General features: G+C 62.8%; 8 protein-coding genes. 3 read left to right on the top strand and 5 right to left on the bottom strand.

Going from position 1 to position 8,378, the window contains the following annotated elements; all coding sequences use genetic code 11:
- The coding region (locus AZG88_RS17510) for a hypothetical protein (protein ID WP_061698402.1) at positions 1 to 658 on the top strand (658 nt) is incomplete at its 5' end.
- 793 nt (positions 659 to 1,451) lie between these two features.
- Here the strand turns inward: AZG88_RS17510 and AZG88_RS17505 are convergent.
- The 5 genes from AZG88_RS17505 to AZG88_RS17485 form a co-directional block, all read right to left on the bottom strand.
- Positions 1,452 to 1,739, bottom strand: coding sequence for a hypothetical protein (locus AZG88_RS17505; protein ID WP_061698401.1), 288 nt, complete (start codon positions 1,737 to 1,739; stop codon positions 1,452 to 1,454).
- A gap of 374 nt (positions 1,740 to 2,113) precedes the next feature.
- A complete protein-coding gene (locus AZG88_RS17500; RefSeq protein WP_061698400.1) occupies positions 2,114 to 3,442 on the bottom strand; it encodes a DUF2637 domain-containing protein in 1,329 nt (442 codons plus the stop codon).
- Between the two features lie 155 nt (positions 3,443 to 3,597).
- Complete coding sequence (locus AZG88_RS17495) at positions 3,598 to 3,969, bottom strand: hypothetical protein (protein WP_061698399.1); 372 nt, start codon at positions 3,967 to 3,969, stop codon at positions 3,598 to 3,600.
- On the bottom strand, positions 3,966 to 4,748 hold the full coding sequence (locus AZG88_RS17490; protein ID WP_005245094.1) for a ParA family protein: 783 nt from the start codon (positions 4,746 to 4,748) through the stop codon (positions 3,966 to 3,968). Before AZG88_RS17490 ends, AZG88_RS17495 begins: the two co-directional genes overlap by 4 nt.
- A 1,298-nt stretch (positions 4,749 to 6,046) precedes the next feature.
- The gene (locus tag AZG88_RS17485; RefSeq protein ID WP_231914062.1) at positions 6,047 to 7,159 is read right to left on the bottom strand and encodes a hypothetical protein; all 1,113 of its coding nucleotides are present in this window, start codon (positions 7,157 to 7,159) and stop codon (positions 6,047 to 6,049) included.
- Between the two features lie 178 nt (positions 7,160 to 7,337).
- On the opposite strand from AZG88_RS17485, the gene AZG88_RS17480 reads away from it, so the two are divergent.
- On the top strand, positions 7,338 to 7,772 hold the full coding sequence (locus tag AZG88_RS17480; RefSeq protein ID WP_156517521.1) for a hypothetical protein: 435 nt from the start codon (positions 7,338 to 7,340) through the stop codon (positions 7,770 to 7,772).
- A gap of 68 nt (positions 7,773 to 7,840) precedes the next feature.
- A partial coding sequence (locus AZG88_RS17475; protein ID WP_231914061.1) for a DDE-type integrase/transposase/recombinase occupies positions 7,841 to 8,378 on the top strand: 538 nt, incomplete at its 3' end.

The raw sequence follows: 8,378 nt of genomic DNA, 5'->3' as shown, positions 1-8,378 counted from the left end.
GTCGGCGAACGCGTCGGAAAACTCCACCCTCGCCGACGACGCTGTGGTCATCACCGACGACCCCGCGATCATCGCCTCCGTGCGGAAGTTCATCGACAGCCTCGACGAGATCACCGAGGTCGATCAGGTGTTCCTGGACGACGCGATCCGGGAGTGGGAGATCGGCCGCGCGGTCCCACTGCCCGGGGTCACCGGCCGCGTTCGCACCGAGACAGATTTCCTGCCGACGCCGGTGACCCGAATGTTCGTCAAACACGCCGTCGACTACGAACCCACCCGCACCGAACAACAGGTCCTCGACGAGCAGCGGGGCCGGCACCACAGCCGCGGCGGCCCGGCGGCGAAATATCAGCTCGAATCGCTTCGCCTCGACAGGCCCAGCGGTGTGAGGCGGGGCGACGTGATCGTCTTCGTCTCCGCCGATGACGAGTGGATTTACGCGCCGGCGGTCGTGGTGTCCGACCCCATGAAGATCCCGCAGTCCGGTGGAGCGGTTCTGTACTTCCTGCGCCTGCGCACCGGCCTGTCACCCCTCCCCCTCCCCGGCGCCGAGAAGGCGCTGACCGATCTCGGGCATCCCGGCTCACGGCTGCGGACTGACCACTACGTCCGCTCCCCTGGCCTCCGGTCCGCATTGCTGGGGTTGTGGGACCTCTGATCGTCAGCGAGCCTGTGTCAGCGTGAGAGTGAGCGCCGTAGAACCGACGAGCCCGACTGTTGAAACACTAGACGGCACTAGATACCGCGACACTGCTGCGCGCCGCTCGAACGGTGCTGATGCGGTGCTGCCAGCATCACCCTGGGTAGTACTATCTTCCACATCTCGTCGACCCGTTGTTCGGGGTCGGCCCGGTGAGCCAACAATCGAGGGACGGTCTGTAAACACGACGGGTGCGTTCCGTTGCGCAATACGCAACCTACAATTGCAATGCTAGCTAGCGTAGCGGAGTTAGCTATCTCCGCCTTGCAGTCACGGTCGCGGCGCGTTCCGGAGCACAATTCGTGACGTTGCCATTTCCCGCGGCAGCCATCCGGCCGCCGGTGAAGAAAACAGACAACCGTCCAGGCCCGGGCATTTACGTCACAGTGATGAAATTCTGTCCGCTCTCCCCTGCTATCAGCGCCGCGTGAGATGGGTTCGCCAACCGTTCCGCAACTGATCGATACCCACCCATCCAAAGCGTCGGACCGCGCACTGACACCCCGCGGCACCGTCGAACGACTCAAGCGGCCGCGAAGGCATTTGCCGAGACCGGGCTCAACCAGCTCGTGACCTTAATGTGCCGCGCCGACGGCGCGGACGTCCGAAACAACATTGGCCCGAGGGGCGATGTGGAACCGGATCTACTCGCCCACTTCGAGATCGAGTGGCTGGATGGGTGTGCCTGCGGCGGATGTCAGCGTCACCAGGTACCCCGAGCAGACCGCAACTACAACTCGACGGATATACGTTAATGCATCGTGCGGGCGTGTTGTTGCTTCGCGGTGATGGCGGCCTCGATACGGCAGCGCAGGTTTTCGTCGCTGAGGTGTGGATTGTCGAACCCGGCCACCACCGCCAGCTCTGTTCCGATACGGATGTGGGCAGTCTTATTGACCACCGACCCGTCGTCGCGGCGCGCCAGCTCGCGCCCAGTGGCGATGACCTGAGTCATGGCGTCAACGCGATTGGACGCTTCCCCCGCGCGCACCGATGTCCGCTGAGTCTCCAGATCCCAAAACGATACGAACCATTCCACAACCGCTCCCTCATCCACTCTTCTTAGGTGAACTGTGTAAATCACCAGCGTCCAACTTGCAACGCGGCGCTCGCCCACCTGCAATGCGCAAATGATCGCCGACGTTGTTGCGTCCGCTTAGCGGCCCACACGTCCGGTTGTCCGTTGCATCCGAATCGAACATTGCGTTGCCAATCTCGCACTGTCGGCGTTGCGCTGCAACTCCATCTGGTTGGTCTGCAACGTCGGGCCGTGTTGCGGTCAGAGGCGCTGGGTGTTGCGGCGGTTCGGGATTCCCTGGGTGTGGGGTGTGCTTCGTTCTGTTGGTCGGTCGTCTCCCCAGTCGAGCCGCGGAGAGCAGGGACTGGCGGTCGCCGCCTTGCCGGGGCGTGTGATCAGGGTGTCCCGACCAATGTGTACTGCGGATCGAGCGTTGCCGCATTGCGTCCGTCCGCAATCTCCTCGAGTTCCGGCAACGGGGGCGTCCGGAACCCGGCGTCGACCGCGCGTTGCGCAACCTTGTCGAACCGGCGCATTGCGGTGCTTGCGGCCTTAGCCCGCGTGAGTGTCGCGATCTCCGCGTAGCTGTGCTGTTCGATGATCCGCAGTCGGGCCGTCTCCTTCACTACAGGCTCGAAGTCGGCGCACGTTTCGATGAAGTCGAGGAGGTTCTCGATAGTCTGGGCCTCGTCCGGCAACACGAATGGCTCCTGCGAGTCCTCGAGCGCATTGCCGACCTTCAGTGCATCGGCATTGCGTCCGTCCAGTGCACTGCGCGCAACGTGCTCCTCGGTGAGGGTCGCAACATCGGTGAGGTCATCTGGGTTCGTTGCGGTTGGTTGCGCGGCATCCGCAACGCGCGTAGAACTCTCAGGTCCGGTCACGGCGGCCTCACTGCTGTCGTCGACTGCCGAGGAGTCGTCTGCCGTGGCAACGTCGGCGAACTGCGCAACGGTCTGAGCAATGCGCGCCGCAACGTCAGGGTCCTGAGCAATGCGCGCCGCAACGTCGGGGTCCTGCGCAACATCGGGGTCCTGCGCAACATCGGGGTCCTGCGCAACGTCGGGGTCCTGCGCAATGCGCGGAGTAGCGATGTCCGCAATATGGCCAACGTTCCGTTCGGATGCCGGCATCGACTCAGCCACCACCGTCGGGTAATGGGCCGCGTTGTCCTCGCCGTTCCGATGTTCGCGGTCACGAGTGTCTCGGACGACCGCGGTGTACTCGGTGTGGGCGGTGCCGATGGCTTTGATGAGGATTCCGACACCGTGGGTGAAAGCTAAGACCAAGAGTGGCGGGATGACTGCAATGAGCGATGCGCCGGTTGGAGTCAATGGGGTGTATCCCAGGTCGATGCCAGCTGCAGCACTCCGTGCGGCGGCTTCCCCGGCGCGGTAGGCGTGGTAGGCGTTGCCGAAGACGCTGATGAAGACGACGACCACTGCGAGCCAGAGGAAGAAATGCTTCCCCGTTGCGCTGCCGTTGATTTTGCTTAGCGCAACGATGGCGATCGTTGCGCCAAGGATTGCGCCGTCGACAATGGCGGGGAAGATCCAGGTGAGGTAGTGAGGGATTCCGGCCTGCAATGCGAGGTCGCGTTGGACGGCGAACGACAGCACGAACGCTCCGGTGGTGATGCCGACCGCAATGGCGATCGCAACGATTAGAGCGGCAATGAGGGCGCGGAGCTGGATTCGTGCTGCTCGGATACTAAGGTCGTTCATGATCGGGGTTTCCTTCCACGGGGTCCCGGTCCACGGGGCCCCCGCCGGCGCAATCGGCGGGGGCCTCCTTATGTCGGCTCGGTCAGTGCGGTGCGGTCGGCATAGCTTGCACTCCAACACCCACCTAACAACGCTAGCTATCGTCGCTGTCGGTGCTAGCAGCCGTTTTTGGTCAGGTATTCGATGAGAGCGGCGTCGGTGACTGACGAGATGGTGATGCTCCGATCTCCGGTCTCGTAGCGCAGCTTGTCCACGCCGCGTGTCAGGCGGGCCTTGGTCGAGGGCCGCAGCCGTACGTTGTGTTGTTCGCTGAGCTTCTCGACAGGCGATGCCGCCTCGGGTGCAGGAGACAAGACCGGCGTGACGGGCACGTCGGCGACAGGTCTGATGGTCGATTCGGCCGGAAGTTGGGTCGGCTGCTCGTCGACGGCGGACGGGGTGGGGTCTTTGACGACCCGGGGGCGCTCAGGAAGATCTGCGGCAGGGTGCGCCGGCCTGCGGATAGCGGGTTCACGTTGGACGCTCATACGGTCGCTCCTGCGGTCTTGATGGGTAGTTCGTTGAGAAGGTCGGTGTAGGCGAGCTGCAATGACAGCGATTTTCCGCCCGTGAACTTGTGGATCGGGGTGCGCGCGCTGTGTGCGTCCTGCCGCGTGGCGTATTCCGGGATGGTGGTGCGCGCGACGAGGTCGCCGTAGACGTCGCGCAGTTCGCTCTCCCGGAATCGGTGTTCGCCTGTCCCCCGCTGTCGGCTGAGAACGATCTTGTCGATAGCCAGGTTCGGGTTGGGGCGTCGCTGGACGTTCTCGACGGTTTCGAAGAGCTTGGTGACGCCTTGAACGCTGTCGATGGTGGGCTCGGTCACTGCAATGACCCCGTCCACTGCACAGAAAACTGCGAAGAGGAGTTTGCCGAGCGACGGTGGGCAGTCGAAGAGGACGGCGTCGTAGGCGGAGAGGTCGAGGCCCTCGAAGGCGATGTCGAGGCGGAAGATGAGGTCGTTGGCCCCATCCGACTCGATGTTCGCGAGCGTCTGGTCGGCCGGGATCAGATCGACGCCGTCCCATGGGGTGGCAATGACGGCGTCGATTGCCGTGCCCGATTCGGTTCGGCTCATCAGGTCGTAGGTTGTCAGCATCTCGTCGGTGATGGTGACGCCTACGCCGTTGGTGGCGTTGCCTTGGGGGTCGACGTCGACAATGAGGACGTGTCCGCCGGCGTTGCTTATTGCGCTCGCGAGACCGAGGGTCGTGGCGGTCTTGCCCACTCCCCCTTTCTGATTGCAGATCGCGCATTTGCGTGTCATGACTTGGTTTCCGTTCCGTCGAGGCCAGGAGACTTCCAGATGCGCGCGATGAGCGTTAGTGCAACTCCGCACGCTCGCGTAGGGAGCATAGCCAGGCTCGGCTGCTGAACTAGCTCGACACGCCGAGCAACGCTAGCGTTCTTTGCTAGGTGAGCAAGCGTGTGTAGCGCACCTAGCGTCTCTAGTTTGGCTTTCGTAGCGATCGACGCTGCGCACGCAGGCATAGCTATGGCCTCTATGGTTGTGACCTTATCTACAGTGTCTGTAATCGCTTTGCTCGCAACAGCTACTGCACTAGTTTTCATAGCGAGGTTAGATACATCTGCGCTTATAGCGATGCCAGCAACGATCGATAGTTGAACTTCTCTAGCAAGCATCGCGCTCGTAGTTTTGTTCGCACTCATAACTCTGCAAGCGATCCTACGACCCCTAGACTGCATAGCTAGCCTAGTAGGGCTGGTACTGCTAGAAAGGCAAGCCAGCCTAGACGTGCGGGCGTCTATAGAATGCGGCGCTACTGTAGCGCTCATACGGCGTCTAGCTCACATAGATATCGTTGCTGGCATCTCTCGGATAGCGCCGATTGCGAGACTTGCTGCGCTACAACGAGTAGCTGTGATCGTCTCCGTAGCAGAATTATCCGCGATATGAAGGCTAGAGACGATACCCCAGATAGCCTGGATAGTTGCGCTTCCCTTCCTGCTACCAAAGTAGATCCCGTCAATGCTATCGGAGCTAGCATTGATATTTCAGCAGGTCAGTGGGTCGCCGCCACAACGATGCGCGAGGCACCGTCACGCGAAACGCATCCCTCGACCACATCGCATCTGCCTGGGCACGGCGGAACCCGGCGAAACGGAGCAGGCCGGCTTCGAGTCTTCGCAGCTCGACATGCTGCCCGAGCGGATCTGGCACCGCATCAACCAAGCACGATTTTCGGCTAGCCGCACTCCGTTAGCTAGCCTAGCGTTCCTATCTCGGTGCGCGAGAAGTGCTACTTCCGCCAGCGGGCGTTAGTGCAACGGTCGCTCAACCGCTAGCTACGACTTCACTCCTAGCAGCCGTAGGTGGGCGAGCAATCAACGCTCGCATAGCGAGTCGAGATAGCTGGAATAGTGTTACTTTGCTATCTAGTATCTCTAGCACCGATAGATAGCCTGACTAGCATCGCACTCTGAGGTCACTTAGCTTTCCCAACGAGCGCACATTCGCTGGGCAACGCGTCGCAGGAAAGCATTCCCCAGGTTCAGAAGGGAATCGGCACGACGTGTGAATCGGGTGTGCTCACAGCTGACGGTTCAGGGCAGTAGTCGGTGGGCGAGTTGTTCGGCGTTGAGTTGCCGAATGGCGTCGTCGACGGCGTGGCGGTCGGTGAGGTCGATGCCTCGCTCGGAAAGCGCTGCGACCACCTGTTTGCCGGGGCCCCATGCAGTTTCATCGTCGAACGCGTCCTGGAACTCAGGTGTGAAGGTGTCGACAGCATCAACGACGAGACTGATCCACTGGCGGTCGATACCCTGTTGGGTCAACGCGAAGGTCAGCCATCGGCGCAACACGAAGGGCAGTGCGTTGCGTTGGTCGGCGTCGAGGACTGCTTTGCGGGGAAGCCAATCTGTAAGCAGCAGCATCACCTCGCCCGGACTCCAGCACAGCGGTCCGGCGCCGATGTAGCCGTCGCCGTAGTCCAGGAACAGCTCGGCCAGCGACCGGCTCACCTCGTCGTCGCTTCCGATGTCGGTGAGGAAGTCCTCGACCAGTTGGCGGCGCCTTTGCTCGGGGAGTCCGATGTGTTCGGGCCATTCTGGCAGGTAGTCCCGGCAGCGGGACCATGCGAGCGCCCGGTGATCGCAAAAGTCCTCGTCGGCGGTGCGGGGCCAGGTCATGTCGGTGGTGCGCAACGCGTGCGCGAGATCGGCGAGCACCTCGGCGACCGGAGCCGACTGGAGCGGCATCGGTGCCTCGTCGGGCTCACGCAGCTGGTCCCACGCGGTGGCTGCGCCGGGATTCAGGAGAGCGAGCTTGTCGATCATGAGCCCGCCGACCTGGTAGATATGTGCCATCAATGTGTGTGGGTGGGGTCCGTCGTAGTCAATGAACAGGACTCGTTCGCTGTCGTACACGTCGACCGCGCGCCACGCCGCGGTGGGAGTCCACGCCGCGACGGTGTGCCAGGCCGGCGGTGGTTGGGTTTCGGCCAAGATGCCCAGGGTTTCAGTCAGCATGGAGATGTCGGCCGCAGGTGCGACTCGCGCAAGCGCGTCGACCGCGGCCAGCGCGTACGGAGACGGTGTGGAGCATGCTCGGCCGGTGACCTGCATGCACAGTTGATGCTCGGGCTTGCGTTCGGTCACTGCCGCCGTCGACCACGCCTCGCCGAGCCAGCCGCTGGCCCAGGTCTCGGCGGTGAGCACATCGTCGATTTCGAGGAGTTGCTGAGCGTCGCGCAGCAGAAGATCGGCGGGGTGAACTTGCCTGGGAGCACGGCGAACGGGTCGGCTTTTGCCGCCCTTGCCCTGTGTGTCAGGGTGAGTTGAGTCCAGCGGTTCACAGCAACCCCGCCTGCAGGGCGAGATACGGATCAACCCGACGATGACGATTTCTCCCACCATGCCGGTCGAGGACAATTACCGGATGGACTCCCCGCATCCCCATGCCGACGGCCCGCAGCGTCGACGCACCTTCAGCGCCGCCGACAAGCTCGCCCACCTGGCCGCCTACGAGCAGGCCTGCCAGACGGGTGGCGGTGGTGCGTACCTGCGGCGCGAAGGCCTGTACTCGTCCCTGATCAGTGAATGGCGCAGGCAACGCGACGCGGGAGTCCTCGACGGCACGAAACCCGGCGAGAAGGTCGGCAAACTCACCGCCGAGCAGACTGAGATCGCCCGCCTCAAGCGTGAGCTCGAACGGGCGAACAAGAAGCTGGCTACCACTGAAACTGCCCTGTTGATCATGGGAAAAGCGCACTCGCTCTTGGAGCAACTCTCCGAGAGCACGGACGCGGACGAACAGCGCAAGAAGCGCTGATGCGCGCCCATCACGAGCTCACCGCATCCGGTATAACAACCAGGGCGGCAACGACACTGACTGGTGTTGTGCGCTCCACCGCAGCGCGGGACAAGGCCCGTCCTGCAGCAGCCGGTCCGGCCGGCACCACCGCCGCGCGCACCCCGGAGAACAAACTCACCGCCGCCGAACGGCGGGCCGTCCTCGACGTCCTCTGTAGCGACCGGTTCGTCGATCGGGCGCCGCTCGAGGTGTACGCGAGTCTCCTCGACGAGGGCATCTACCTGTGCTCGGTGGCGACGATGTACCGGATCCTGCGGGAGAACGCGCAGGTCAAAGAACGTCGCCGGCAGGCTCGCCATCCTGCTCGGGCCTGTCCGGAGTTGGTGGCGACCGCGCCGCGGCAGGTGTATTCGTGGGACATCACCAAGCTCCCCGGCCCGGTCAAGGGCACCTATTTCGATGCATACGTGATGATCGATATCTTTTCCCGCTACATCGTCGGCGCACACGTGCAGACGCACGAGTCGGGGCTGCTAGCCGCGGAGATGATGACCGAAGTCTTTGCTGTGCAGGGTGTCCCGAATGTGGTGCACGCGGATCGGGGTACGTCGATGACGAGTAAGA

The sequence above is a fragment of the Rhodococcus sp. LB1 genome (genome assembly GCF_001583455.1).
In the GTDB taxonomy this organism is placed as follows: domain Bacteria; phylum Actinomycetota; class Actinomycetes; order Mycobacteriales; family Mycobacteriaceae; genus Rhodococcus_F; species Rhodococcus_F opacus.
Note: the sequence above shows the minus strand (reverse complement) of the source record. Positions and strands in the feature narration are given on the sequence as shown.